Source organism: Flavobacterium sp. UMI-01 (assembly GCF_019656315.1).
In the GTDB taxonomy this organism is placed as follows: domain Bacteria; phylum Bacteroidota; class Bacteroidia; order Flavobacteriales; family Flavobacteriaceae; genus Flavobacterium.
This window is the reverse complement of sequence record NZ_BPLU01000038.1, coordinates 274,098-300,565: the sequence shown is the minus strand read 5'-3', so window position 1 is coordinate 300,565 and position 26,468 is coordinate 274,098. Positions and strand designations below refer to the sequence as shown.

General features: G+C 35.3%; 21 protein-coding genes. 11 read left to right on the top strand and 10 right to left on the bottom strand.

Annotated features, from left to right (window positions below; translation table 11 throughout):
- Nucleotides 1-168: 168 nt before the first annotated feature.
- From galB to K5R64_RS11860, 7 genes are all read left to right on the top strand, one after another.
- A complete protein-coding gene (galB, locus tag K5R64_RS11890) occupies nt 169-2,598 on the top strand; it encodes a beta-galactosidase GalB (protein ID WP_220763694.1) in 2,430 nt (809 codons plus the stop codon).
- Between the two features lie 136 nt (nt 2,599-2,734).
- Nucleotides 2,735-4,510 (top strand): hypothetical protein, encoded by a 1,776-nt coding sequence (locus K5R64_RS11885; protein ID WP_220763692.1) that lies wholly within the window; start codon nt 2,735-2,737, stop codon nt 4,508-4,510.
- A gap of 53 nt (nt 4,511-4,563) precedes the next feature.
- Nucleotides 4,564-5,775 (top strand): glycoside hydrolase family 117 protein, encoded by a 1,212-nt coding sequence (locus K5R64_RS11880; RefSeq protein ID WP_374758133.1) that lies wholly within the window; start codon nt 4,564-4,566, stop codon nt 5,773-5,775.
- A gap of 1,070 nt (nt 5,776-6,845) precedes the next feature.
- A complete protein-coding gene (locus tag K5R64_RS11875; RefSeq protein WP_220763690.1) occupies nt 6,846-7,964 on the top strand; it encodes a Zn-dependent alcohol dehydrogenase in 1,119 nt (372 codons plus the stop codon).
- A gap of 24 nt (nt 7,965-7,988) precedes the next feature.
- Nucleotides 7,989-8,858, top strand: a complete 870-nt coding sequence (locus K5R64_RS11870) for a family 16 glycosylhydrolase (protein WP_220763689.1) — start codon at nt 7,989-7,991, stop codon at nt 8,856-8,858.
- A gap of 30 nt (nt 8,859-8,888) precedes the next feature.
- A complete protein-coding gene (locus tag K5R64_RS11865) occupies nt 8,889-11,390 on the top strand; it encodes a glycoside hydrolase family 2 TIM barrel-domain containing protein (RefSeq protein WP_220763688.1) in 2,502 nt (833 codons plus the stop codon).
- A gap of 7 nt (nt 11,391-11,397) precedes the next feature.
- On the top strand, nt 11,398-12,195 hold the full coding sequence (locus tag K5R64_RS11860) for an alpha/beta hydrolase family protein (RefSeq protein WP_220763687.1): 798 nt from the start codon (nt 11,398-11,400) through the stop codon (nt 12,193-12,195).
- A 384-nt stretch (nt 12,196-12,579) separates the two neighbouring features.
- Here K5R64_RS11860 and K5R64_RS11855 read toward each other — a convergent pair whose 3' ends face one another.
- Nucleotides 12,580-13,416 carry an AraC family transcriptional regulator gene (locus tag K5R64_RS11855; RefSeq protein ID WP_220763686.1) on the bottom strand — a complete coding sequence of 279 codons (837 nt, stop codon included), beginning with the start codon at nt 13,414-13,416 and terminating at the stop codon, nt 12,580-12,582.
- A gap of 500 nt (nt 13,417-13,916) precedes the next feature.
- Between K5R64_RS11855 and K5R64_RS11850 the strand changes: the two genes are divergently transcribed.
- The 4 genes from K5R64_RS11850 (at nt 13,917) to K5R64_RS11835 (ending at nt 19,288) form a co-directional block, all read left to right on the top strand.
- Entirely contained in the window at nt 13,917-15,068 is a 1,152-nt protein-coding gene (locus tag K5R64_RS11850) for a cytochrome P450 (protein ID WP_220763685.1), read from the top strand.
- A gap of 13 nt (nt 15,069-15,081) precedes the next feature.
- Nucleotides 15,082-15,390 (top strand): 2Fe-2S iron-sulfur cluster-binding protein, encoded by a 309-nt coding sequence (locus K5R64_RS11845; protein ID WP_220763684.1) that lies wholly within the window; start codon nt 15,082-15,084, stop codon nt 15,388-15,390.
- A 6-nt stretch (nt 15,391-15,396) separates the two neighbouring features.
- A complete protein-coding gene (locus K5R64_RS11840; RefSeq protein ID WP_220763682.1) occupies nt 15,397-16,647 on the top strand; it encodes an NAD(P)/FAD-dependent oxidoreductase in 1,251 nt (416 codons plus the stop codon).
- Nucleotides 16,648-17,155: 508 nt separating this feature from the next.
- Nucleotides 17,156-19,288, top strand: coding sequence for a T9SS type A sorting domain-containing protein (locus tag K5R64_RS11835; protein WP_220763680.1), 2,133 nt, complete (start codon nt 17,156-17,158; stop codon nt 19,286-19,288).
- Nucleotides 19,289-19,458: 170 nt separating this feature from the next.
- Here K5R64_RS11835 and K5R64_RS11830 read toward each other — a convergent pair whose 3' ends face one another.
- The 9 genes from K5R64_RS11830 to K5R64_RS11790 form a co-directional block, all read right to left on the bottom strand.
- Nucleotides 19,459-19,815: a type II toxin-antitoxin system HigA family antitoxin gene (locus K5R64_RS11830; RefSeq protein ID WP_220763678.1), complete on the bottom strand. Its 357-nt coding sequence runs from the start codon at nt 19,813-19,815 to the stop codon at nt 19,459-19,461.
- Between the two features lie 5 nt (nt 19,816-19,820).
- Complete coding sequence (locus tag K5R64_RS11825; protein ID WP_220763676.1) at nt 19,821-20,114, bottom strand: type II toxin-antitoxin system HigB family toxin; 294 nt, start codon at nt 20,112-20,114, stop codon at nt 19,821-19,823.
- Nucleotides 20,115-20,672: 558 nt separating this feature from the next.
- Complete coding sequence (locus K5R64_RS11820; RefSeq protein ID WP_220763674.1) at nt 20,673-21,008, bottom strand: helix-turn-helix domain-containing protein; 336 nt, start codon at nt 21,006-21,008, stop codon at nt 20,673-20,675.
- The gene (locus K5R64_RS11815; RefSeq protein ID WP_220763672.1) at nt 20,998-21,348 is read right to left on the bottom strand and encodes a type II toxin-antitoxin system RelE/ParE family toxin; all 351 of its coding nucleotides are present in this window, start codon (nt 21,346-21,348) and stop codon (nt 20,998-21,000) included. The genes K5R64_RS11820 and K5R64_RS11815 overlap by 11 nt, the downstream gene beginning before the upstream one ends.
- Before the next feature lie 591 nt (nt 21,349-21,939).
- Nucleotides 21,940-22,344: a type II toxin-antitoxin system VapC family toxin gene (locus K5R64_RS11810; protein WP_220763670.1), complete on the bottom strand. Its 405-nt coding sequence runs from the start codon at nt 22,342-22,344 to the stop codon at nt 21,940-21,942.
- Nucleotides 22,344-22,520 carry a hypothetical protein gene (locus K5R64_RS11805; RefSeq protein WP_255580362.1) on the bottom strand — a complete coding sequence of 59 codons (177 nt, stop codon included), beginning with the start codon at nt 22,518-22,520 and terminating at the stop codon, nt 22,344-22,346. The genes K5R64_RS11810 and K5R64_RS11805 overlap by 1 nt, the downstream gene beginning before the upstream one ends.
- A 517-nt stretch (nt 22,521-23,037) precedes the next feature.
- Nucleotides 23,038-23,814: a hypothetical protein gene (locus K5R64_RS11800; RefSeq protein ID WP_220763667.1), complete on the bottom strand. Its 777-nt coding sequence runs from the start codon at nt 23,812-23,814 to the stop codon at nt 23,038-23,040.
- 2 nt (nt 23,815-23,816) lie between these two features.
- Nucleotides 23,817-24,458, bottom strand: a complete 642-nt coding sequence (locus tag K5R64_RS11795; RefSeq protein WP_220763665.1) for a hypothetical protein — start codon at nt 24,456-24,458, stop codon at nt 23,817-23,819.
- Between the two features lie 4 nt (nt 24,459-24,462).
- The gene (locus K5R64_RS11790; protein ID WP_220763663.1) at nt 24,463-26,079 is read right to left on the bottom strand and encodes a bifunctional DNA primase/polymerase; all 1,617 of its coding nucleotides are present in this window, start codon (nt 26,077-26,079) and stop codon (nt 24,463-24,465) included.
- Nucleotides 26,080-26,468: the final 389 nt, after the last annotated feature.

Here is a 26,468-nt window from a genome sequence, read left to right as displayed (position 1 = left end):
AACAGTGTAAATACAGTGGTTTTTCGAAGAAAAACTCATATCTGATACAAATAAAAACATTTGTAAATACCTAAGGTGGGTATTTGAATTAGATTTGTTTCTATTTAAACAACATAAATTTATTTGAAGCAATTCAAGATGAAACAATCCTTTTTTTCTGTCTGTATAATGGCACTACTTTGTTGTTGGACTTCGGTTCAAGCACAAGATTTGAACTTTAACGATTCATGGAAATTTTTTAATGCCGAAGCCAAAGGTGCCGAGCAAGTCAATTTCAATGATTCTAAATGGCGCAATCTGAATTTACCTCACGATTGGGCTATCGAAGGTCCTTTTGATGAAAAATACAATGCACGTTGTGGCGGTTTACCTTTTCACGGAACAGGCTGGTATCGTAAGGCATTCAAAATGGACAAAAACGCGAAAGGGAAAGTAGTGCGTATTGAGTTTGAAGGTGCCATGTATGATGCCTATGTTTGGGTTAACGGACAATTAGTTGGCAATCGTCCGAATGGATATATTGGGTTTGAATTTGATATCAGTACATTTTTAAAATACGATGGTTCAGATAATATCATTGCTGTCCGATTAAAACCTCAAGATTTGTCTTCTCGTTGGTATCCAGGGGCAGGGATTTACCGTTCGGTATGGTTGAAAATTGATGAGCCAATTCATGTGAAACAGTGGGGGACTTATATTACGACTCCCACGGTAACAAAAGAAAAAGCGACGATTCAAAATGAAACCACCGTTGAAAATAAAACAAATAAGGAAGTTCTCGTAAAGGTAAAACAAGAATATTTTGCACCTGATGGAAAATCAGTGGCTACGGTTGATGAAGATTTGAAAATTGCTGCTAATTCCAAAGCGATTTCAGCTTTATACACTGTGATAAAAAATCCAAAGCGTTGGGATACTAAAAATCCTCATTTATACCATGCTGTCACTACAATTTCTGAAAACGGAAAAGTAGTAGATAGCTATAAAACACGTTTTGGTTTGCGTTCTATTGCTTTTACAAAAGATGGTTTTTTCTTGAATAATGAAAAAGTTCGTTTCAATGGTGTGTGTTTGCATCATGATAATGGTGCTTTAGGTTCGGCGGTGTACAAGAGAGCCGATGAACGCAAATTGCAAATCATGAAGGATATGGGGACTAATGCTATTCGTACCAGTCATAATCCACCTTCAAGAGAGTTTTTGGATTTGTGTGATGAATTAGGTTTGTTAGTTTTGGACGAATCATTCGATGTTTGGAAGATGGCTAAAGTACCTAATGGCTATAATGTTTTTTTTGACCAATGGGCGGAAAGAGACATCAAAGACATGTTGTATAGAGACCGAAACCATCCATCGATTATCATGTGGAGTACTGGAAACGAAATTTTAGAACAAGGAGATAAAAAGAACGGTTGGAGAGTGGCTAAAATGCTTAATGATTATTGCAAAGAAGTCGATAGAACGCGACCAACCACTATGGGAATGAATAATTATTCGAATCCTTATGACAACAATTTTGCACAGCAAGTGGATATTGCTGGGGTCAATTACAAACCTAGTAACTATAAAGAAATTCGAACTAATTATCCAGAATTACCCTTTTATGGTTCTGAAACTTCTAGTTGCACTAGTAGCCGTGGCGTGTATCATTTGCCGATAGAGAAATACGATACACATCCTTCATTACATGTTACAAGTTATGATATAATAGGGCCATCTTGGGCTTATCCTCCAGATATTGAATTTCATTTTCAAGAACTGAATCCAAACGTTATGGGAGAGTTTATTTGGACAGGATTTGATTATTTAGGAGAACCAACACCTTACGGAGGGAAAGACAATTCGACTAATGGTTACTGGAACGGACATTGGCCTTCTAAGAGTTCCTATTTTGGAGCGGTTGATTTGTGTGGTTTCCCTAAAGACCGTTTCTTTTTGTACCAAAGTCATTGGACAACAAAACCGATGATTCACCTTTTGCCACATTGGAATTGGAAAGGAATGGAAGGAAAAGAAATTCCAGTTTATTGTTATACGAATGTGGATGAAGCCGAATTATTTTTGAATGGAAAATCACTAGGGCGAAAAGTAAAAGGCAAAGATTTGACTGAAATTAAAGTTGATTTTATTCGTTACGAACCAAAAACCTTTCAATCCAAATACCGATTGTCATGGACTGTTCCTTATGAGCCAGGTACTTTAAAAGTAGTAGGATACAAAAATGGTAAAGCTGTCAATGAAGAAGTCATCACTACAGCGGGCAAACCAGCTAAAATCAGCCTTTCTGTTGACAGAAGTAAAATTGATGCTGACGGACAAGATTTGGCTTATGTTACAGTAAAAATTCTTGATAAAGACGGGAATTTTTGTCCAATGGCTGATAATTTGGTAACTTTTGATGTAAAAGGAGAAGGTTCGATTATAGGTGTCGATAACGGAAACCAAATCAGTTTGGAATCTTTTCAAGGCAACCAAAGAAAAGCGTTTAATGGAATGTGTTTGGCGATTGTAAAATCATCTAAAAAAGCGGGTAAAATTACCTTAACTGCTCATTCAAAATCATTAAAAAGTACACAAATCGTTGTGGAAACGAAGTAAATTATAGCTTTATTTTAAATCTTGCAACCAATATTTGTAGTAACGACTCAAAATAATTGAAGGATATTCGAGAGTTTAATGTCGCAATTTTACTCTACAAATAAAGATTGGTAAATTGTATTAACATTAAAAAAACATGAAACAGCTTTTTTTGAAATTCCGTTTTTTTCTAATTTTTTCCTTATTGTTTTCTATTCAACATAAGGCCAGTAACACCATTGATTTTGATGCTCAATATGGTGCTGCCTCAGGGAACATTTTAGTAAAGAATATTACTGAAGCGATTCATCATGCGACTAAAGGAGATGTTATCTATTTTAAAAGTAAAACATATGATTTCGAAGGGAAATCATTTACAATTGACAAAGGGATTGTTTTATGTGGTATAGCCCCAAAAGTAAAACAGCCACATACCATTGGCGCTTATGAGGTAGTGACCACTTTTAAAAATTTAAAAGCAGTCCGAATCACAACGGATGATATGGGGCTTGAAAACCTAAGACTGCAATCCGATGGAAGTTCCGCTTATGTGTTTACTCGTTTTGCGCATCCTAGCTATGGTACTGGAAAGAATCTGGGTTTTTATGTAAATAATCATATCAAAAATGTGGTTTATGATGGGGGAGGCTCACAGGTGTATGCAGAAAATGGAGCAGAGGTGACTTTCGAGCAAGTCTCTTTTTTAAATTATTCTAATGGCGGTTTTAATACCAATAGAAAAGATCCTATTAGTACTTCTGCCAAAGCCGTTTTTAAAAAATGCACGTTTGTACCTAATAAAGATAAAGTGAATTATAATGTACGTGGCATATCTGCCGATGCAGGGAATGATGAATATGCTGAAATCTGGGACCAAAAAGGGATGGTGATTGATAGCTGTTTTTTTGACGGTCAAGGTGTCGCTTTTTCAAAATGCAAAAACGCTAGGATTACCAATAATCATTTTTTAGGATATCGAAAAGATGTGGATATGATTCATATTGAAGAATATTCGAATGCTATTTATGTTGCGAATAATACATTTGAGTTTATCAGTCCTTCAAGGTGTTTTTTTATTGATAGAGAAGGGCAGCCTAGCTATGATATTTCAATTGTGAATAATATTTTTAAAGGAAAATATTTCTGGATTTTTTGGTCTAACGGACCTACTAATTTGAAGTTTGAAAACAATGATTTATCTCAGGCTAGCGCGAGTAATCCAAATGATAAAACCTTTGATTTTAATTATCAAAGAACAGGAGATGAACTTCCTTTTCCATTACCTATTGAACAGCTAACTATTCGAAACAACAAAGGTTTAGATAATCCAGAAGTAGGGATTCTTTCCTATACTATGCTTAAAGGAGATAATACCAATCTAATTGAAGGTTTTGCAACTGCTAAAATCCAGAAAAAACTAGTCGATGAAAAACCTAAATCGTTACTTAATACAGAATTGGTTTATCAAATAAAAAATAAATATAGTGGTGAGTATCTCGTAGCACAAAAAAACGATTCAAAAGTTATTTTGACCTCAAATACAAAAAACGATCAAAGTGATTTATGGAAAATTAGTTTTAAATATCCTTACTCCTATACTTTTTTAAACCTAAAAACAAAACAATACCTTGAAATAGAAAAAGGCTACACCTTGGGAGAGTTGACTAACCCTAATTTGAAACCCGTTTTTATAGAACAAAAAAATGCATATTTGAATAAATCCTTAAAGCCACATTTTTATTTACACGAATTGGATGGTGAAAACAAACAGGCTTTTCAAATAGCGCCAGGAGGGAACGAAAGAAAAACTAGATTAGTTAAAAAAGACAATCAAGTAGGAATTGAAGTAGCTCTTGAAAAACTAAAATTTATACCCGCTACTAAGAATAGCGTATGGGATCTCGTTCCTGTATCAAATGGTTACAAAAAATAATAAATAATACTTTTACAATGAAAAAAATAATTACAAAGATTGCTTTAGGAGGTATGCTCTTAATGGCAAGCAATCATAATGTAAATTCTCAATCTCAAAAACAAGGAGGCTTTCCATTTATTTTACCAAAAGAGAAACCCAAACGTGAAATGAGCGCTGCCATGGAACGTATTTATACAAAATATGCTGCACCCAGACCTGAAGATAATGAACTCTTTTCACAATTTAAGTACACCAAACTAAAAGGTTTTGATTATCACAATCATGATGGAACAATTTCACGTCGTGACCCATCTAAAATTATTTTTGCTAATGGCAAATACTATGTGTGGTACACCTATCGCCATACGCCTACACCACCACAAGGTGCTCAAAAAAGTAATGATACGATTCCCTCTGCCGACTGGGATTTAGCAGAAATATGGTATGCCACCAGCAAAGACGGTTTTACATGGGACGAACAAGGTGTCGCTATTCCGCGTCCTCCAAAACCACAATTGGGCTGGAGATCCGTTACCACAGCTGATATTTTAGAATGGAAAGGAAAATATTATATGTATTATCAAGGCTTTATGGAAGCAAGTGGAACTCGTGGTGACGATTGTCCAGTTCTAGTTTCTTATGCTGATTCTCCTGACGGCCCTTGGAAGCCTTACAATAAAATAGTTATCCCAAATGGTGCCAAGGGTGAATGGGATCAATTTTCCATCCACGACCCCTATCCATTGGTTTACAACGGCAAAATTTATTTGTATTACAAATCCGATTTTGATGAAAAACCAAATCTAGTTCGAATGCAAGGACTAGCAACAGCCGATAATCCTTTGGGCCCTTTTACAAAAAATAAATTGAACCCTGTAATTACATCGGGACACGAAACCTCTCTTTTTCCTTTTAAAACAGGAATCGCTGCTTTAGTTTATAAAGACGGAAACGAACACAATACAATTCAGTATGCCAAAGACGGCGTTAATTTTGAAATTGCATCCATTACGGAATTGATGCCGTATGCAGCCGCTCCTTTTATCGCTGATGCATTTACAGATACCAAAGATGGTCGAGGAATCACTTGGGGATTGGCTCATTTTATCAATGTTTCTGGCTATGATAAATTCAATTCGATGTTGGTACGTTTTGATTGCGACCTAAGTCAAGACCTTCATGATCCCGAAATGAAGGAACATCGCGTCCAACATACTCCTGAAGAATATTTTAGACAAGGATTGAGTAAAAAACAACTTGAACGCCTTAAAAAAGGGAATTAATTAAAAGGAATTTAGGAAAAACCTCTTGTGTAGTGTATCGCTAGACATGAAGTTTTATGTGACATTTAGCTATCAAATTACTAATAACAATGCATCTGGGTAAATTATTTGTTAAAATTAAATTACCATCTATAAAGAGGTGCATCCACAAGTAATCTTACTTTTTTCCAAGAAATAAAAGATGGACCAAATTTGAGTTTAAAATTTGGTCCTTTTTATGTTTGCTACGCATACCCTATACCTATAGGGGGTAATTGCGAACGAGCCTGCCAATGGAAATCGTTAATTAATAGCAAAGGGGATTTTCGTGAGGAAGAATCTGAAGGAAGCTTGTGACAAAACTGTGATTTAAACAGAAACATAATATAAGTATTAGACAGTGGGTTAGCGGGTATTAGACAGTAAAATCCAATTAGTTGGACGTAAACAGAGCTGGAAAATTATGACAATTATAGTGAAGGAAATATGAGTTTACCGTGAGATTTGTAATATAACCTAAGACGAGCGAATAGTTGAAGTAAAGTGTTATTCCAGAAGTCAACCAGAGCCATAGTAGTGAAGATGTATTTGTAATGCATATGGAGCGAAGGGCTTAATCCTTAAAGCAGGGAAGTTTTTTTAGAATAGTAAAATTTTACATAAAGCTGAAAGTAGAAAAGGCTTTGTGTTGGCGAGTGGCATTTAGCGGAAAAGAATGGTGGAGTTTATATAGCAGCCTAGTACTATAGGGATGAATAATAAGTGGTTTTTAGAACAAGGTTTATATAGCATGACGCTGAACTACCAGAAGTTATTTTGTAATCCACTTTAGGGAAACGGCCATGTATGTAAATACATACGGAGGTGTGAGGGGAGACAAAGTTAAATTCTGTTTAAACTTAACTTTGGCTCCTACTTTAATTGAAAAAAGTAAAGGACGAGTGGTGATTGTATTCAATATTGTTGTTTTTATTGGTTTTGTTATAAAATATTGATGTAATAGTTTATTTTTTTGATGTAATAGACACTATTTACGCTGTGCTTAGTTTGTAATTTTATCATTTATAACAATTAATCATCACGTACAAAATATGAGTCTAAAATGTAAAGCAGCAATCGCTAAAGGAGACGGAACATTTTCAATAGAAACCATCACAGTAGAAAACCCAAAGGAAGATGAGGTTTTAGTAGCCATCAAAGCGGCAGGTTTGTGTCACACAGACCACGACTCTTTAAATTGGGGTAAACCCATTGTTATGGGACATGAGGGAGCTGGAATTGTAACCGCTATTGGTTCTAATGTCAAAAGCGTACAAGTAGGTGATGCTGTGATTTTAAATTGGGCTACCCCTTGCGGAAAATGCTTTCAATGCGAACATGAAAACGAACATATTTGTGAAAATAACTCCCCTGTAGTGGCAGGTGGAAATGGGTACACCCCCGGACATGCGCACTTGGAAGGAACCACTTGGAACGGAACTCCTATAATCCGTTCGTTTAATATTGGAACACTTGCAGAATATACTTTGGTAAAAGAATCGGCAGTAGTTAAAAATCCTATTCAAAATATGAGTTTTCCTGCGGCCAGTATTGTGAGTTGTGGCGTAATGACAGGATTTGGTTCTGCGGTGAATACAGCCAAAGTGGAGTCTGGTTCTTCAGCAGTCGTTCTAGGAACTGGTGGTGTAGGACTGAATGTAATCCAAGGAATTAAAGTGTCTAAAGCTTCCAAAATTATTGCGATTGACATTAACCAACAGCGTTTGGATATGGCAGTGGAGTTTGGTGCTACTCATACGATTTTGGCTGATAAAGACGATAAAGGTCTGCTAAAAGCAGCTCAAAAAGTTAAAGAAATGACAGACGGTCGTGGTGCTGATTACGCTTTTGAGTGTACTGCAATTCCGGCTTTGGGAGCAGCACCGTTGGCTATGGTTCGAAATGCGGGTACTGCCGTTCAAGTAAGCGGTATCGAACAAGAGGTTTTGATTGATATGGCTTTATTCGAATGGGATAAAAAATACATCAATCCGTTGTACGGAAAATGCAATCCGCAAAAAGATTTCCCAATAATTATCGAACACTATCGAAAAGGAGAAATCAAATTAGACGAGATGATTACGAATGCCTATCCGCTAGAAAATTTACAACAAGCATTGGATGATATGTTGTCAGGTAAAAATGCCAAGGGAGTGATTGTTTTCGAATAATTGGTACACTAATAAGTTATAAAAATGATACATAAAATCTGTTTTGCGTTATTCTTTGGTATCCTAATTTCAACACCCTCATGGGCACAAATTGAAGCGCCTGCAGGAAAAAAGTGGGTAAAAATAAATCATCTTTCGGATGAATTTGACGGGAAATTATTAGACACAAAAAAGTGGATAGCTGAGCCTGAAGGACATCCTGATTTTGGGTGGATTGGAAGGCCGCCAGCACTTTTTAAAGCATCGTCTGTGACGGTTGCTAACGGTTTTATGAACATCGAAGTAGGGAAATTAGACAGTCCATTTGTCAGTAATAAATACGCCCAACCCGCTACTTATGAATATTATGGCGGGATTATTCGCGCTAGTCAGTCGATATCGTACGGGAATTATTTTGAATCCCGATTCAAAATGAGTAAAACCGAAATGGGTGGTGGTTTTTGGTTAATGTCAAAAAACAATTGCGGTAAAAAACACGAAATTGATATCACCGAATCCATAGGAGTCGTTTCGCCATTGGCTGAAGAATGGGGCAAAAAATGGGATAAAATAATGCATTCTAATACCATTCATAGAGAAACACCATGCAACAAAGCAGTCAGAAGCCAAACGATGATGTATCCTGAAACTAAAAATTCGGATGAATTTCATACTTATGGTTGTTGGTGGAAAAGCCCGACCGAATTGTTGTTTTACCTTGATGGCAAATATGTGTACACGCTAAAACCACCTGTTGATTTTGATCAAGAATTATTTTTACATTTTTCTATCGAAAGTTACGATTGGAATCCCATTCCTAAAGAAGGAAGTAAGCTAACGAGTGCAACTAAGGAAGACCGAACCGCATTGATTGATTACATCCGAACGTATAAACTGGTTGAAGCAAAAAACTAAACCTTGACCCTTATAAAATAGTATAAAAACATGAAAAAAATAATATCCGCTTTATTCCTAATGGGTGTCATTAGCCTGACCCTCGCTCAAAATAGAAAGGTTGAACTGCTGAAACAATGGAAGTTTACCAATTATGATTCGGGTGCATCTTTTCAGGAAAATTTTGATGACAGTGATTGGGAGAAAGTTACGGTTCCTCATGATTGGGCTGTTAAAGGAGATTTTGATTTTGCTAACGATTTGCAACTTACCATGGTGATTCAAGATGGAGAGTCCAAACCCAAATACAGGGCGGGGCGAAGTGGAGCTTTGCCTTATGTAGGTGTGGGATGGTACCGTACCCAATACCAGATTGAAAAGGCAGATTTAAAAGGCAAAGTACAAGTATTGTTTGACGGTGCTATGAGTAATGCCAGAGTCTATGTCAACGGGCAGTATGTAGGGGAAAGACCTTTTGGGTACATCTCTTTTTATTTTGATATCACCCCTTATTTGAAAGAAGGAACGAACACCCTTGCCGTTCGATTAGAAAATTACAACAGCCAATCGCGTTGGTACCCTGGGGCTGGTTTGTATCGCAAAGTTTCGTTAATTAAAACGAATCCCACTCATATCAAAACTTGGGGAACATTTGTCACCACTCCTGAAATTTCTAAAAAAAGAGCGATTGTAAAACTGGATTTGGAACTAGAAGGAACAGGAAATTATACGCTGAAAAATGAAATTATTGATGCCAAAGGAAAAGTAGTAGCGTCCAAAAATAAGGAGATTGTAATTGATGCAAATACCAAATTTTCGGAAAACTTCGAACTGGCTAAGCCAAATTTATGGAGTCTTGAAACGCCAATTTTATACAAATTGAAAACAACACTTTACAAAGGAAAGCAACAAATTGACGAATACGAAACCAACTTCGGAATTCGTTCGCTTCGTTATGAAGTAGATGGTTTTTATTTGAATGATAAAAAAATACGTTTCAAAGGTGTGAACATGCACCACGATTTAGGACCTGTAGGAGCGGCTTTTCACAGAGAGTTGTTTGTGAGACAAATGACTAAAATGAAAGATATGGGAGTGAATGCGATTCGGTTTTCGCATAATCCACCCGCGCCAGAGGCTTTGGATGTGTGTGACGAAATGGGGATTTTGGCAATTGATGAAGCTTTTGACGAATGGCAAATAGGAAAAGTAATCAATGGTTACGGAATTCATTTTGACAAATGGGCCAAAACCGATTTGACCGATATGATATTACGTGATAGAAATCACCCTTCTATAATAATGTGGAGTATTGGGAACGAAATCATGGAACAATACAAGTACGACCCCAATAAAATTACAGCCTACTTAAACGGAATTGTAAAATCATTAGATACAACAAGAGCTACAACCGCAGGATTCAACTCGGCTAAAAATGCCATTGATAGCGGAATGGCAACTACGGTAGATGTGGCTGGTTTTAATTATAAACCGGGTGTTTATGGTGCTATTCGCAAACAAAATCCAAATTTGAAATTTTATGCCAGTGAAACAGGTGGTGCGGTAAGTGTGCGTAACAGTTATAAATTTCCAGTTGTTTTTGATACTATTCATGGTAAAAGAGGTGATTCTGCTCATACCATTGTATATCCTGACGGACATCCTGATAATTATGAAACTACAAATGTACCTTGGGGTTACCCTGCGTACAAAGAATTTGCTGCTCAAGAGAAAAATACTTCTGTTTATGGCGAATTTGTGTGGACGGGCTATGATTATTTAGGAGAGCCTTCACCGTATCATGATGCCAAATCCCGTAGTTCATATTTTGCACCAGTTGATTTTGTAGGTTTAGAAAAAGATAAATTCTACTTGTATCAATCTCAATGGAGGAAAGATAAAAACGTACTTCACTTTTTCCCACATTGGACTTGGAACAAAGCCGAAGTAAAATCATTTCCTGTTGTATGCTATACTTCATACGAGAAAGCAGAATTGTTTGTCAACGGAAAAAGCTATGGGGTGAAAACCAAACAACCTTTATCTAAATTAAGTTTCGAAGGAAATAATATTGCCCGAGAGGCTTCAGGTGGTGGAAATTGGGAGTTATTCAAAGCCTACGCTATTGTTTGGGATGAGGTGGTTTATGAGCCAGGCGAAGCTAAAATTGTAGCCTACGATAAAAACAACAAAAAAGTAGCGGAAACCAAGCGAGTGACTGCTGGCGCACCGCATCATATTAGCATTGAACCTGAAATCAAAACCATTCAAAACGGTGAAGTAGGAGTTTATGTCGTTTCGGTAGTAGATAAAGACGGAAATTTATGTCCGCATTTTAATGAAAATATGAGTATTGAAGTCAGTGGAGCGGGAACGTTTTTGGCAGCTGGTAATGGAGATCCTGTCAACATGCAAAACTTATCGAAACCTCAAAGGAAGTTCTTGAACGGACAAGCGGTTATTTTTGTTCAATCCACTCAAAAAGGGAAGGTGAGTCTCACTACTACAGCATCAAATTTAAAGGAAACGAATACAGTATTAGAGGTAAAATAATATAAACATGGCATCAAAATTTAGAACAACCGAAATATCCAACCCAGAATTTGAGAGTAACAACCTTAGATTCATAACCGTGAAGACGCCTAATTTGAACGGACGCGGGGATATTTGCGTATTCGTACCGCCTTTTCCAGAAGCACAAGATGTGCCTATTGTAACGCTTTTGCATGGAGTGTATGGAAGTGCTTGGATTTGGGCACACAAAGCAGGAGTACATTTTACAGCTTTGGAAATGATGCAACAAGGCTTGATCAAACCGATGGTAATTGCAATGCCATCGGATGGATTATGGGGAGACGGCTCTGCTTATTTGCCACACAACAATGCTCATTATGAAAAATGGATTGTCGAAGATGTGATTGATGCGGTGAGAGAAAACATCAACTGTACCAGTGAAAAATCCAAATTGTTTATCTCGGGACTTTCGATGGGCGGTTATGGTGCTTTGCGTTTGGGAGCCAAATTCCCAGAGCGTTACCAAGGTATTTCAGGGCATTCTTCGATTACCAATAAAAATCAAATGCATTTGTTTGTAGAAGAAGACGAAAGTAATTACAATCAATTCGACCCAATTAACGAGGACGTTTTAAGTTTGATTATAAAAAATAAAGGGCAATTGCCACCCTTGCGTTTTGATTGCGGGAAAGAGGATTTACTCATCGAATACAATCGGGAGTTGCATAGCGGTTTAACAGATGCGAATATAAAACATCAATACCAAGAATTTGAAGGCGCACACGAATGGCCGTACTGGCAAGAACACATCAAAGATAGTTTGCTGTTCTTTAATCAATTATAACACTAAAGCTGATTCGGTTAGGAATCAGCTTTTTTATTGATTCCAAAAATAGTTAAAACTAGATTACGGATTGGAGCATAGGCCTGTCTGCCGACAGGCAAGTTAAAAAGATTAAAAGAATTAATCTGTGCTAATCTTTTTTAGATCTATCTAACTTCTTTTTTTGAGTTGAATAAATAAAAGCCACGAATTCACGAATTAAATTTCTTAATTCGTGAATTCGTGGCTTTTCTAAATTAGATATTCTAATTGCTTTACTAAGTTAGCAATATTATCGTTAAAGTCCAAAAACCACTTTCTTCAAATCCGTGGCTAATTATAATATTTTCATATGCAGACTTTAAGTCTGCCAACCAAATTTATGGGTCAAAAGTCCCTAGAGGTTTATTTAAGATGCTTCTTTCGATATCGGGTAGGGGAGATTTGATAGATTTCATTAAACTTTTTGAAGAAAAAAGGAGGCGATTCAAACCCACAATCATAGCCTATTTGAGAAACCGATTTATCCGAATACAACAACATACGGCTGGCCATATTAATCCGGTATTCATTTAGGAAAGTAAAAAAAGAACGTCCCATCATTTTATTAAAAAAGCGAGAAAAAGACTGTTCCGACATATTGACTAAATCAGCGACCTCTTTCAGATAGACTTTTCGATTAAAGTTTTTTTCAATAAAATCATGTACTTTGGTAATGCGATTGTTGTGTTCGTATGGAATATCATCCACAAAACTTGATTCGGATAGGGTTTTATAGTGGCATTTTGATAAGCGAACGAGTACATGCAAAAAATGAATATAGAGTTCGTCACTAGCTAAATTTAACAAGTTTTGAATCGAAGGAAGGATGGGTTTTATTTCTTCAGTATCAAAAATAATTCCTTTGGAGGCAGTGGTAAGCATTTCAAATAATGCTTCGAGTTCAGGAACTTTTGCAAATACACCTTTGTTCCACTGAATCACAATGGAGCGAGAGGGAACGCCTTCTTGTTCTTGGTTTTTCCAACAATGGGGTAGGTTGGATCGTACCAAAACCAATTCACCTGGCTCATAAGGACCAACATAATCCCCAATAAACTTAGTTCCAAAACTGGATTCAATAAAAGTCAATTCATGTTGCGGATGAAAATGCCAAGGCGCATCAAAATTGTCTTTGATATAATTAAAAACAGTAATCGTTTTTTGTTCCCCTAAATGAATGGCTTCAAGAATAGGTTTCATATTAAGTTATTTGCATTGATAAATAAACGGTATTTTACGTTTCTTTGTTTTTAAACATATAAGTCATTTAAGCTTTTTTAATTATCACCTAAGTAAAAAATAAGTTCATTTAAGTTTTCTCATTCTCTATTACTGATTTTTCAAGAAAAAAAGATTTTTTTTAATTTCTCAAATTTCTCAAATCCGTGTTCCTTATTTTTTAAACATATAAGTCATATAAGTTTTTTTTAAAATTATCACCTAAGTAAAAAATAAGTTCATTTAAGTGTTTTTCATTCTCTATTCTTGATTTTTAATCCTGAAAGGAATTAATATTTCTCAAATTTCTCTAATCTGTGTTGCTACTAAATTCAATGGAAATTAGTATCTATATCATCATTAAAAAACAAAAATAAGATTTATATCTACAGAATAGTTTATTTATGTGATAAAAAACAATAGTCAAATCTTCACTTTTATAACAATCTTTGCATAGTACTAGCAATTAAACATTTTTTGATATGAAAAAAAGTGAATTTAACGACCCGTTTGAAGAAGCGAGAATCACCAAAGGTTTTGGCGAAATGGACGATCAAAATGATCCCGTGACCATGTTGTTGCGCCATAAGGACGTACGTAAAGCAGCGCATGATTGGAAAACCTTTCAATCAGGGTCGGTTCCTGGTCGTATTGTGATTCCGTCTGAAGTAAATATTAGAACGACACGTCAAATTCCTTTTGAAGTGGATCCTCCGCAACATAAAGACTATAGAGACTTGCTAGATGCTTGGTTCAAAAGACCTCTGGGAGAAGAATACCAAGCCCAATTAAAAGCGCAAATCAGTGCTTTGGTGGATGAGGTATTGGCAAAAGATTCGGTTGAGGTGATTAGTGAGTTTTCTTTAAAATTACAATCAAGAGCGTTGACTTTATTGTTAAACATCCCTTACGAAGAGTCTGATTTATGGATTTCATGGGGAACACATGTTTTTCGCTCCGAAGGCGAAGCTTTAGATGGAGACAAAGCTGCTATTTTATACGATTATATCGATGCCCAAATTGACAAAGCGATAGCAAATCCAGGCGAAGACCTGTATTCTGTACTATTAAATGCTGAGGTTGACGGCAAAAAGTTAACCAAAGAAGAGGTAAAAGGAGTGATGATTTTGACTTTTGCGGGCGGACGCGATACGGTTATTAATGCAGTATCCAACTCCATTGCTTATTTTGCTGAGCATCCCCAATCGTTAGACCGATTGCGTGTTGAACCTGAAATTAGAAACCGCGCTATTGAAGAACTAATTCGTTATTTTGCTCCTTTAACCCAAATGGGAAGAGTGGTCACAACGGATACCGCTGTTTGTGAACACGCCATCAAGGCGGATACTCGTGCAGGTTTGTGTTGGGCTTCAGCCAATAGAGATGCGAATGTTTTCGAAAATCCTAATGAAGTTGTATTAGACCGCAAAATGAATCCACATTTGAGTTTTGGATTTGGAACCCATAATTGTTTAGGCGCCACCCATGCCCGTACGATTATGAAAGTTTTAGTAGAGGTTTTGACCGAAAAAGTACAAAGCATGCAAATACTTAGTGCGGAAGAAAATATAGAAGAGTTAGGGGAATTCAAACGTAAAGTAGGTTTCCACAGTTTACAACTAAAGTTTAACTAAAAAAGAAATAGAAATGGCAAAAATAACTTTTATAACGAGCGATAACGAAAGCATCACTTTAGAAGCAACTTCGGGATCTGTGATGAATTTAGCCTTTGATAACGGTGTCAAAGGAATTGATGGCGATTGTGGTGGTGTGTGTTCTTGTGCTACTTGCCATGTGCATGTGTTGCCAGAGCATCTTTCTAAAACGGGTGAAGCCAGCGAAATCGAGACAGATATGTTAGAATTGGCAGATAATGCAACCGAATTCAGTCGTTTGTGTTGCCAGCTTGAAATCTCTGAAGCACTGGATGGATTGGTATTGCAAGTGGCTAAATAGTAGAGTATGATAGCAAAAGAACCTATTGATAGCGTTTGTGTAATTATTGGCGCCAGTCATGCGGGAGTCAACTGTGCTACGGCTTTGCGTCGCGAAGGTTGGGAAGGGCAAATCATCCTTTTTGATGCCGACCCTGTGATGCCGTACCACAAACCGCCTTTGTCTAAAGCCTATTTGACTAGTGATGACGGAATCGATAAAAACCTACTCAAGTCTGTAGAAAGTTATGAAAAGGAGAATATTCGCCTTTGTCTTGGCGTTTGGGTAAGTGCCATAAATCCTGAAAATCAAACCATCACTTTGGCCGATGGTAGTACACAAGCCTATGACAAATTGGTTCTTGCTACGGGTGCTCGTCCTATCATTCCTGCCATTCCGGGATTAGATACCGCTACGAATGTTTTTCCATTGCGTACGGCTCAAAATGTTACGGATATTCGCCATTTTATGCAAAACCAAACGCAAAAAAGAGTTGTCGTTATCGGTGGCGGTTATATCGGACTTGAAACGGCTGCTTCTCTTAAAAAGTTGGGGGCTGATGTCGTGGTTTTAGAACGAGAAACACGTATTCTGGCTCGGGTTACTGCACCTGAAATGTCCACTTTTTTTCATGATTTGCACCATAGTCATGGGGTTGAAGTTTTGACGAACAAAAATGTAACGGCAATCGAAAATAACGGTGAGAGCAATTCGGTTATTTGTGCCGATGGTTCTCGCTATGTTGCAGATATGATTATAGTGGGAGTAGGGATTTTTGTCAATAAAGAATTGGCCGAGAAAGCCCAACTGAAGATAGAAAACGGTATTGTAGTCGATGAAACCTCTCAAACCAGTCAGGCTAATGTTTATGCTATAGGCGATTGTACCTATCATTTTAACCCACATTACAACCGATACATCCGACTAGAATCGGTTCAAAATGCGGTGGATCAGTCCAAAGTGGCAGCGGCAGCCATTTGTGGCAAACAAACCGTTTACGACAGCATTCCTTGGTTTTGGTCGGATCAATACGATGTCAAATTGCAAATGGTGGGCTTGTCACAAGGCTATAACCAAATTGTAATCCGCAATGAAGAAAACCCGAATAGCTTTTCGGTTTGGTACTTTCAGGACGAACACTTATTGTCTGTAAATGCGGTCAATAATGCCAAGGCCTATGTCATGGGTACAAAGGCTCTCAAAGACTGTAAACTTATCGATAAAAAAAAATTAAAAGACACTTCTCTTCCGCTAAAACTGGAAAATATTCTAGTCTAAGCAAGAAATAAAACACAGCAGAAACCCATTTTGAATGCCTCAAAGTGGGTTTCTTTTTTTTTGGAGTAAGCAACTATAGGATTGAATGACGCATCCACCTGCTGTCCGCTATATCTTGTGGCGGCATAACGCCCGCCGCCACAAGGATGCCGCTACCATCAGGACTATTGATTAAGATTTCTTTACATAAGGATGATTTTTTTCTCGCAGATTAGGCAGATTTATGCTATAAAAACGATTAAAAGAATCTGTGTAAATCTGTGTAATCTGTGTAATCTGTGTTTGTTTAAGTATGCCTGTCGGTAGGTCTGTGTTCCAATGTGTAATATAGGTTGAAATCACACTTTATTCATTATTAAGTATTTAAAAAGGATTTGTTCAGTTTTTATAGGGGCAAATAGGAGTATTCCCTTGCAGTATTAACCATATGTGATAGTAGTTGTGATTTTTGTGATACCGTTTGGAAATTGGAGTATGTAATTTTGTTATAAACCAAAAACCTTATAAAATGAATAAACCATTACTCTTTTTTTTATCCTTAGTTTTTCTGTTGCCCACTTTTCTCGTGGCGCAGACTATTTACGTTTCCACTACAGGAAATGATTCCAATACGGGTACAATTAACAGTCCTTATAAAACTTTTAGCAAAGCCGTTTCGATGATGTCGGCGGGTAAAACCTGTATTATTAGAGGAGGAGTGTACGAAGAGGAATTGCTAATAAATAAAAGTGGAACTGCAGGAAACCCTCTCATTTTTAAGGCTGCTGATGGAGAGAAAGTTGCTATTCGTGCTACAAAAAAAGTGGATGGTTGGCAGTTGCATAGCGGTTCGATTTATAAAGCTACTGTTAGCACCGCAATTGAAAGCAGGTATCGTACGGTCTATTACAACACTGAAATTATGGATTTAGCCCGTTGGCCTAACAATACAGATAACAATCGCTGGACCTTAAACACTATTCCCGTTACTGGCGGTGATGGTTCTTCATTTACCGTGAGTGCTATTCCAAATATCGACTGGACAGGAGCATTAGTGTATTATCTCGGTGCCCATTCAGGAACGAGTTGGACTCGTACCATCACGAGTAATACCACAACTCAAATCAATCATACAGGAGTTGATATTACAAAATGGCCTTTCAATCCGCACAATCCTACTGTTTGGCGAGACTTGCCAGGAAACAATAGAGGACAATTGTACCTTTTTAATAAATTAGAAGCCTTAGATTATGCCAGAGAATGGTATTTTGACAGCAATACAAATACCCTTTATTTTCAAACTCCTGACGGAAGTATGCCCGCTTCAGGCACTGTCGAAATCGCTACCCGAAAATATGCTGCTCAATTAACAGGACAATATATTAGAGTAGAAGGTCTGGATTTCTTTGGCGGAAGCATCAAAATTAGTGGTGCTAATAATGAATTTCTGAATAGTAAAGTCATTCATGGCAGTGAAGGACATGATAATTTGAATAATACCGGAGCCAGTGTAGGGGAAGCCGCTATCGAAGTTTTGGGAGGGAATACCTTGGTAAAGGGATGTACCATCGATCATAGTGCTGTCAACGGAATCATTATTCAAAACTATTCAGGGGCACATAACACTATTATCGAAGGAAATTATATTAGTAATATTGATTATGTTGGGATTCACGCCACTCCTGTGAGAGCCACGGCAAATAATGTCAAAATCTGGAAAAATACTGTTTGGAATGCGGGTCGTGATGGGCTGTATGTAAATGGACTGAATTGTGAAACGTCTTATAATGATGTTTCCCATGCCGAATTGATCAACAGTGATTCGGGGGTGTTTTACACCGTTGGGAATACCGAATTAAAAGGAAGTGTCATACATCACAATTGGTTTCATGATTCGGCTTCTCCAACTTATTCTTCAGCAAAGGCTGCCGGAATATATTTAGACAATGACAGCAAAGGCTATTTGGTGCATCACAATGTAATTTGGAATGTTTCATGGTCGGGATTTCAGGTGAATTGGGCCAATTGGAATATTGATTTTTTTAACAATACGATTTGGAATGCTGGCGGCGCGATGGATTCTTGGGTTAATGGTAGGGAACAAAAAGACAATCGCATTTACAATAATTTTGCCTCTACTGGGGATTGGTTCAGAGGAACTGGGTTTGATATACAAAACAATAGTATTATCGCAACGTCTCCTTTTGAAGACGCAGCTAATTTAAACTTTATGCCCAAATCAGGAACAGCTCTCATTGATAGCGGACGGATTATAGCAGGTTTTGCAAATCCGTTCAAAGGCAACGCACCCGATATTGGAGCTTATGAACGTGGAGGCACAGCCTGGACCGCAGGCGTAAACGCCATTGAGGATACAGGACAACCGCTTAGTGTGAATGAATTTTTGAACGAAAAAATGACTCTTATGATTTCCCCCAATCCAGCGACTGAGGAACTAACTGTTTCTTTTGAAAAACCACTGCCTTCAGGGAATCTTAGCATCAAAATTTACAATATGCTGGGAAGTTTGGTGCAAACCCATTATGGGAAAGCAAATTCAGAAAGCATCAGTATTCCAGTTCAAAACCTGGCTAAAGGCAATTATCTGGTAAAAGTGGTTTCAAATAACAATACGTACAACGGGAAGTTTATTAAAAAATAAGGGTGTGAAATAGTTTTTTCTTGAAAGAATGAGGCTGTCCTAAAACAAAAATAAACCTCGTTTATCCCGAAGTTTCTGGAGCTTAAACGAGGTTGTTTTTAGGTTTGATTTTTGAACCTTAACTTTTTATAGGAGTTGTGCAACGACTATGTGTGTTGGTAGTCGTACCTTTAATACGTCTGAATTAAAACGTCAGTAGGTATATGAAGCTTTTCGTGTAATTTTCTAATCATTTCTAAAGAAAGCTTTCTTTTTCGATTTAAAATTTCACTTGCACGACTTTTTAAACCTACAATATTTGCTAAATCATTTTGATTGTAGCCCATTTGCGCCATTCTAAATTTAATTGCTTCAATGGGATCTGGTAAACTGATAGGGAAATTTTCATTTTCATATTTGTCAATTAAAATACCGAGCACCTCAAGTTCGTCTCCTTCAGGAGAGCCATTTTTTGCGTCAAAGATTACTTCAAGTCTTTGTAAAGCTTGATTGTAGTCGTTTTCTGTTTTTATAGGTTTAATTTCCATAATATTTAAATTTCATTTGCATTTATCTTGTCATATTCTGCATGCGTTCCAATAAATCGAATCCAAATCATTTGATATTCATAAGTTACCCTAACAATTAATCTATAATTATTTCCTTTAATATTGAAAACTATTCTATTATCATTTAAAATACTAGCACTAGGATAATCTAATTTTATTTCATTTGGGTTTTTCCATTCAGCTGTACTTGCTTCTTGAAACCATGATTTTAATTGTTGTTCACAATCACCATGTTTTTCCCAAAAATCTCGTAATATTTTTTTTGCTACTACTCTCAAATGGATTAATTTTTTTCAAAGATAATAAAAAAAGTTCCCAAAACGGGATTTTTTTGTTGCGAGTGCGTTGGACTACCAACGTCAGTCAATGAAAAAACTAACGTTTATTTCAATCAAATATTAAGTGAATAACTTATTATTGGTAAGGGGAGTTGTGTGTTTAAATATGCAACACATCCCGTTTTGCTAGTGCGAGCGTCACGCTCGTACCCGTTCCAATTGTTACATACCTGGTTATATGTTTTTTCTTTATGTGCACGAGTGTGGTGTTCGCGCCAGCCTTGGGGGAGTTTTTATTACTATTTTTTTAGAACCCTGCTAGAGTTTTAAACTCTAGCAGGGTTGAAATACGACCATTTTACTGATTGTAGTTTCTTGTTTTATTCAGTTTGCGGGGTGTGAAATAGTTTTTTCTTGATAGGAGGAGGCTGTTCGAAAACAAAAATAAACCTCATTTATCCCGAAGTTATGAGAGCTTAAACGAGGTTGTTTTTATGCTTACTTTTAGATTTTTTTAATGGGATTGGGTAACCGCTAGGTGTGTTGGTAGAAGTAGTTTTATCCAGCTACTTTTACGTTACTATTCAAAATTTCCACATTAAAATTTACTTTGGCTTTTAATGCGCTAAAAACTCTTAGAATTGTTTCAACAGTTACGTTAGTTGTATTATTTTCAAGTTTTGAAATTTGTGCTCTTTGAACACCGATTAATTTACCAAGTTCTTCTTGAGTCATATTTCTTTCAAGACGAACTTTTTTTATTAAGTCGCCTAATACTTCCATTTGAAGTTCTTGTTCGTAAAGCGTTCTTTTTACTGTTCCGGTTTCTCCAATAAATTCGTCTTTTATTTCGTCAAAAGAGAACATTTCTAATTCATTTTCTTTACTTTTCATTTCTCTTATTTTTAAGTTCAAAATATCTTAATCTTATGTTTTCTGCTTTTTCAATTTCTTTTTCAGGAGTTTTTCCTGTCTTTTTAATAATGCCGTGAGTTGCTAAAACTAAACTTTCTGTTTTCTCTGTTTTGTCCCAAAAAGCAAAAATTCTGAAATAGGTTTTATTATATAAAGTTCTAAATTCCCAAATTTCTCCTTTCAACTTTTTAAGGAGTTCATTATCGTTTTTAATTTTTGCTTTATCGATATTAAAAATAATTTTTAGACGACTTTTTTCATCTAAATCAAGAAGAAATTCTCTCGCTTCTGTTAAAAATATTACTTTAAATTTATCCATTCAAGCATTTTTGTTTCTATACAAAGATACAAACTTGTTTTGAGTAAGAATATAGATTTGATTTTTTTATGAAAAAAAGTGTTTTTTTCTATTCTGTGGGACTATTTCTACCAACGTCATTCTATGAAAAAACTAACATTTATTTCAATCAAATTTAAGTAAATAATTTTATTGATAGTAAGAAAAGTTTTTATTTAAATAGGTAAAACATCCCCCTTTTGCTAGTGCGAGCGTCACGAATGTACCCGTTCCAATTGTTACGTACGGGTTATATGTTTTTTCTTTTTGTGCATTAGCGTGACGTTCGCGCCAGCCTTGGGTGAGTTTTTATTATTGCTTTTTTTTAGAACCCTGCTAGAGTTTTGAACTCTAGCAGGGTTGAAATACGACCATTTTACTGATTGTAGTTTCTTGTTTTATTCAGTTTGCGGGGTGTGAAATAGTTTTTTCTTGATAGGAGGAGGCTGTCCGAAAACAAAACTAAACCTCGTTTATCCCGAAGCTTCGGGAGCTTAAACGAGCTTGTTTTTAGGTTTGATTTTAGAATTTTTTAATGGGGTTAGGCAACGGTTAGGTGTATATGCAAAAGTACTAATTACGCACAATCCAATTTTCAATTTTAATATCCTTCAACCTTTCAAAATCTTTGGTGTTTTCAGTTACTAAAATTAATTTATTTTCAATTGCTGTTACACCAATTAATAAGTCGAATTCGTCATTTTGAGGTTTCCCAAGTTTGTTCAAACGAACCTTTTCTTCAGCGTATTTTTTGATTGAACCGAAGATTGGAATTATTACAATACCTTTTAAAAAAAGATCAACCGCTTTATGTGATTTAGTTTTGTCAGCACTATTTTCTGCACCGAATCTTAATTCTAATACTGTTATTTCAGAAATGTAACAGTTTTCAAGACCTTTTGATTTAAGTATTTTATCTACTTCAAATTTTCCACGTAAAAAATGAATGCAGATATTCGTATCAAGTAAATACTTCATTAGAATTTAATTTCTTTATTTCTAAATTTTCTACTTGATTTTATCTCGGCATTTATTTCGTCAGATGTTTTTTCACTCGAAAACGCACCAAAAGATTTGTAAAAGTTGTTTTCTTTACTTTTAGTTTCCGCTTTTAATGATTTCGTCAACTTCTCAATTAGTTCAAGTTTGCTCATTGAGTTTAAGCTCTCGAATAATTCGAAATAATTTTCTATAATATTTTTGTCAGTAAAAGTCATTTTGGTGTTGTTTTATTCAAAGATATGATTTTTTCCGATTTCTGTCAAATATTTCTGCCAACGTCAGTCAATGAAAAAACTAACATTTATTTCAATCAAATATAAGTGAATAACTTGTTATTGGTAAGGGAAGTTGTGTGTTTAAATATGCAACACATCCCCTTTTGCTAGTGCGAGCGTCACGATCGTACCCGTTACTATTGTTATATGTTTTTTTTTTGTACACGAGTGTGGCGTTTGCGCCAGCCTTGGGGAAGTTTTTATTACTATTTTTTTTTAGAACCCTGCTAGAGTTCAAAACTCTAGCAGGGTTGAAATACGACCATTTTACTGATTGTAGTTTCTTGTTTTATTCAGTTTGCGGGAGCTTAAACGAGATCGTTTTTAAGTTTGATTTTTAATTCCTAAATTTTTATGGGGGGAACAACGGATACGTGTGTTGGCGGTTCTTTGTTTATTTATTCGGGTTCTTTAAGTCTTTGTCTGTCTTTCTAAAGTAGTTTACAAAGTCTATGGTATTATTCAATTTTGTTTTTACACTTTCAGGCATTTTATCAATGTCTGTTTTTGATGCATAACTAAAAAGACTCTTAATACCATTAGCTGTATTTCTAAAAGATACATCATTATGATTACCTTTTATCGGTCTAAATACGTGTTCGTAATTTTCGCCAGTTTTGAAAGGAACTTTATACATACAGATTTTTTGTTCGTAGATTAAATCATTAATTAGTTTGTCACTAACTTTATTAATCGCAAGTTTGTCTAATAAACAGCCAGCATATTCAATTGAATCAGCTTTTATGTACGAATCTACTAATCCTTTTCCAATTAAAGAATAGTTATAGAAATTCATTCCACCAATTGTTTTTATAGTATTTGGATTAAAATCAATTTCACCATACGTCAAGCAACCACGTAAAGGAAAAGTTGTTTGTAAACTACGCCAATAGAATGAATGACAAACAGCAACCAAATCTTTGAAATCATCTTCGGTTTGTCCGTTAGTCCAAAAGACAACGCTATCAGAAATGTGTAAGCAGTTTACCTTTTGATTAGCTAAATCAGGAACAATTGTGCTATTGTCTAGCTGTACAAATTTTTCTCCACTTAAAGCTGTTTGAGTATCTCTTAATAGATGTCCAAAAAGTCGTTTCATTTCAGTTAAATCATTATTGTTGATGATTTCTTTAAAGCCTAAAACATCAAAAAACGCAATAAATGTTTCCATAACTAATTTTTAAATTTTGTAAGTTCAATGATTTTGTCAATTAATTTTAAGTTTTCTTCAATAGTTAAAGTTGTTCTTTCAAAACTTGATAAAGAAGAAAGTTTTTTTGGTGAAAATACTCTAGCGGTTTTATCGTATGATTTAGTTATTTTTAACAATGTAATTGTTAAATTTTCATCATTTATAGATTCGTGAAATTCACTACTAATCATACTGTAAAACTCGCCACAATTAATCTTAACTGATTCAGTATGCTGAATATAGCAGTTGTCAGTATTTAAAATAAGTTTAGATTTTTCGTTTCTGAATTTAACATCATACACATAGCCCTTTGAAGTGCCAGAACTTATAATTTCATATTTATTGTTTATAATTGACCCACTGACAACAAAAGATTCAAAGTCAAAAGAATGATCGTGAATTTGTAAATCAACATCGTGCTTTTCATTCGTATTTATCCAAAAATGCAATCTAAATTCTATAAAATTTGATATATTTCCAAGTTTTAAATATTTAAATCCTAGAGGATGTTTTTGAAATAAAATTGTATTACGGTTATGTACAAAAAATGAGTTTAAATTGTCAATAACAATTTTTTTATTATTCGAATTAAATCCGAGATTTATTTTTTCTAAATGATTCACTATTTTAAATTTCACCTAAAGTTTTTAGTTTTTTGAAACACTTTAAAGTATGTAAAACATCAATCTCTGCATTGTGTGAGTTTTTGACTTGATATCCAAATAGTTTAAAATATAATTCTGATAATTTTGGATATTTATATCCATAGTTATTAGGTATTTTACAAAAATTAACAGTCGCTTTCATTGTGCAAATCATTTTCTTATTACTAAAAGGGTTTACTCCATAGGTTTTGATATAATAATGTCCTAAAATTTCTATATCAAATTCAATATTGTGTGCAACCACATAATCACATATTTTGATGTCTTCGGCAAGTTTTTTTAGTGCGTGAGTTAGTGCGAATTTGACTTTATTTGCTACATCAAAATCTATATTTAAAAACTCTGAGGTATTGTTAGTCCTTATAAATGGTGTATCAATAATGAATGTGTTTTTTTTCAGAATTACACCTTTCTTATTTGTAAGAACCCAAGAAATTTGAATTATTTCAGGATATTTAGTTTCTGACTGTAACTTTACTGGCAAACCTGAAGTTTCGATATCAATTATTAAATAGACTTCATCAAGGAAATGTTTAGTTAAATCCGCGTTCTCATTTATTTCATTTATAAAATCTGCTTTTGAAGAAAATGTTTTAATAATGCCACCATATTCGCCTCGACCTACAATTTCTTCAAAATCTAAAAATGTGTTTATAAAATTGTAGATAATTTTATCATCAATAAAAACGGGTTTCTTTTTTGGAAAATTAACATTTACAAAAGTGTACTTGTTACCTGCCCCGTGAACAGATGGAGGCAGAACAGAATGAGTTCTCCATAAAAATTCAATTTTGTCAACATATTTTTCAAATTCTTGTTTTGGAGGGAAGGTTGATACCACATCACCATCATCACATTCTTCAATGTATTGTCCTCTGTAATAAATATGAAACCCATTTTTACTGCCTGACTCAATAACCCATTCATAGTTTTCTGGCAGTCCAAGATTGTTTAAAACCTTCTTTATAAAGTTAATATCTGAACATCCGTCAATATCTAATACAACTAAATTTTTCCAGTTAGTAAATGTACCTATGCCAACAGCATTAGCCCAATCATAATTATCGAATTCAGAGGGTTTCTGCTCACTATTAAATAAGTGGTTCCATTTATGACTTGGTGTTTTAAAAAAATTCCTAGAATTTGAGTTAAATTCGTTTGTGTTTTTAGAAATACAAGATATATTAAATCCGAAGTCTTTATAAATCTCAGCTAATGTACTTATTTCACAATTGTCAGTACCGTTTAATTCTAAATTACATCGGTCTAACCAATATTTTGTGTCGTTTCTACCAAATTCAAAGCTTTTTTCAAAGTGCCTCAAAGCTTGCGCTTTATCGTTTTTATGATAAAAAGCGTAACCGATGACATAATTCCAATATGCATCTCCTTTTCCATCATAAATTTGAGATAATAATATTTTAATGGATTTGTCATATTCTGAAATGTTATTATATGCTCTTGCTAACTGATTATTTAAGTCAAAACTTAATTCATCCTTTGGTATTTTCTCAATTTCACTTATTATTTCTTTATGCATTCCTTTATCTGCCCATTCGTGTATTTTTTTTAAGTCCATTTTTGATTTCTTTATTATTATGGCTTTAATGATGTTAGTTTGATTTTTACAGGGTCTTTTAGAATGACAGCCAACTATTTTATAAGTCTGATAAAATCAGACCTATCACCCCCAGAAATGAGTGGCTAAGCCTAACAACCGTCAGATTGTATTTTTTCCCCAAACATACAATTTAATCCCCAAAAAAACACTTACAAGCAGTATTTCAGTTATCAACATTTTTCAAAGATAATTCCTTCTTTATCATGAATTTTACGGTAAACCACAATACGTGAATATTTATACCAAACGCCTAGCCCCGGTAGCAGTGAAAAGCGAATGCAGGTTGAAAACCATTTTTTTCTTGTGCTGGCAGAGCGACTGGAAGAAGCTCCTGCCAGTGCTTAGAA

What these genes read in the sequence shown, in the direction of transcription:
- galB (WP_220763694.1), top strand. Translation starts at nt 169, where the DNA reads ATGGCACTACTTTGTTGTTGGACTTCGGTTCAAGCACAAGATTTGAAC.
- K5R64_RS11885 (WP_220763692.1), top strand. Translation starts at nt 2,735, where the DNA reads ATGAAACAGCTTTTTTTGAAATTCCGTTTTTTTCTAATTTTTTCCTTA.
- K5R64_RS11880 (WP_374758133.1), top strand. Translation starts at nt 4,564, where the DNA reads ATGCTCTTAATGGCAAGCAATCATAATGTAAATTCTCAATCTCAAAAA.
- K5R64_RS11875 (WP_220763690.1), top strand. Translation starts at nt 6,846, where the DNA reads ATGAGTCTAAAATGTAAAGCAGCAATCGCTAAAGGAGACGGAACATTT.
- K5R64_RS11870 (WP_220763689.1), top strand. Translation starts at nt 7,989, where the DNA reads ATGATACATAAAATCTGTTTTGCGTTATTCTTTGGTATCCTAATTTCA.
- K5R64_RS11865 (WP_220763688.1), top strand. Translation starts at nt 8,889, where the DNA reads ATGAAAAAAATAATATCCGCTTTATTCCTAATGGGTGTCATTAGCCTG.
- K5R64_RS11860 (WP_220763687.1), top strand. Translation starts at nt 11,398, where the DNA reads ATGGCATCAAAATTTAGAACAACCGAAATATCCAACCCAGAATTTGAG.
- K5R64_RS11855 (WP_220763686.1), bottom strand. Translation starts at nt 13,416, where the DNA reads ATGAAACCTATTCTTGAAGCCATTCATTTAGGGGAACAAAAAACGATT.
- K5R64_RS11850 (WP_220763685.1), top strand. Translation starts at nt 13,917, where the DNA reads ATGAAAAAAAGTGAATTTAACGACCCGTTTGAAGAAGCGAGAATCACC.
- K5R64_RS11845 (WP_220763684.1), top strand. Translation starts at nt 15,082, where the DNA reads ATGGCAAAAATAACTTTTATAACGAGCGATAACGAAAGCATCACTTTA.
- K5R64_RS11840 (WP_220763682.1), top strand. Translation starts at nt 15,397, where the DNA reads ATGATAGCAAAAGAACCTATTGATAGCGTTTGTGTAATTATTGGCGCC.
- K5R64_RS11835 (WP_220763680.1), top strand. Translation starts at nt 17,156, where the DNA reads ATGAATAAACCATTACTCTTTTTTTTATCCTTAGTTTTTCTGTTGCCC.
- K5R64_RS11830 (WP_220763678.1), bottom strand. Translation starts at nt 19,815, where the DNA reads ATGGAAATTAAACCTATAAAAACAGAAAACGACTACAATCAAGCTTTA.
- K5R64_RS11820 (WP_220763674.1), bottom strand. Translation starts at nt 21,008, where the DNA reads ATGAAAAGTAAAGAAAATGAATTAGAAATGTTCTCTTTTGACGAAATA.
- K5R64_RS11815 (WP_220763672.1), bottom strand. Translation starts at nt 21,348, where the DNA reads ATGGATAAATTTAAAGTAATATTTTTAACAGAAGCGAGAGAATTTCTT.
- K5R64_RS11810 (WP_220763670.1), bottom strand. Translation starts at nt 22,344, where the DNA reads ATGAAGTATTTACTTGATACGAATATCTGCATTCATTTTTTACGTGGA.
- K5R64_RS11805 (WP_255580362.1), bottom strand. Translation starts at nt 22,520, where the DNA reads ATGAGCAAACTTGAACTAATTGAGAAGTTGACGAAATCATTAAAAGCG.
- K5R64_RS11800 (WP_220763667.1), bottom strand. Translation starts at nt 23,814, where the DNA reads ATGGAAACATTTATTGCGTTTTTTGATGTTTTAGGCTTTAAAGAAATC.
- K5R64_RS11790 (WP_220763663.1), bottom strand. Translation starts at nt 26,079, where the DNA reads ATGGACTTAAAAAAAATACACGAATGGGCAGATAAAGGAATGCATAAA.